This is a genomic window from Pseudomonas sp. P7779, from assembly GCF_013386315.1.
Lineage (GTDB): Bacteria > Pseudomonadota > Gammaproteobacteria > Pseudomonadales > Pseudomonadaceae > Aquipseudomonas.
On record NZ_JACARZ010000191.1, the window covers coordinates 1 to 836 of the forward strand.

Genomic DNA, 836 nt, shown 5'->3' on the forward strand with positions numbered 1-836 from the left:
ACCGCATCGGCACCTGGGTGCTGGGCGCGGGCATCGTGCTGGGTTTCGGCTACATCTTCACCCATGTGCAGACGGCCGACTTCCTGACACGCGGTAACTTCAACATCTCCGGCTGGCTGGCCACCGTGTCGCTGGCCGCGCTGTGGCAGATCGCGTTTGCGCCGTATGTGTCTGACTACTCCCGCTACCTGCCGGCGGATGTGCCGGTGGCGTCGACCTTCTGGACCACCTATTTGGGTACCGTGCTCGGTTCCAGCCTGTCGTTCATCTTTGGTGCGGTTGCGGTACTGGCTACGCCGGTGGGCATGGACACCATGGACGCGGTCAAACTGGCGACCGGCTCCATTGGCCCGCTGATGCTGTTGCTGTTCCTGCTCAGCGTGATCAGCCACAACGCACTTAACCTGTACGGCGCCGTGCTGTCATTGATCACCCTGGTACAGACCTTTGCCTACCGCTGGATCCCCACCGCCAAGGCGCGTGCCGTGATCTCGGTGCTGGTGCTGGCGGCGTGCTCGATTGCGGCGGTGTTTGCGTCGAAGGATTTTATCGGGCACTTCGTGGACATGGTGCTGGTGCTGCTGGTGGTGCTGGTGCCGTGGACGGCGATCAACCTGATCGACTTCTACGCGATCCATAAGGGCAAGTACGACATCGGTTCGATCTTTCGCGTGGATGGAGGGATCTACGGGCGGTACAACCCTCAGGCGCTGGTGGCCTATGCGGTGGGGATTGTGGTGCAGATTCCGTTTATGAATACGCCGCTGTATGTCGGGCCGATTTCGGCGCATATCAACGGGGCGGATTTGTCCTGGTTGGTGGGGTTGGTGGTGACG

At 61.2% G+C, this 836-nt stretch carries 1 protein-coding gene; it reads left to right on the forward strand.

Annotated features, from left to right (window positions below; translation table 11 throughout):
• Positions 1-836, forward strand: an 836-nt coding sequence (locus tag HX869_RS31030; protein ID WP_178904165.1) for a cytosine permease, incomplete at both ends; no start/stop codon positions are given.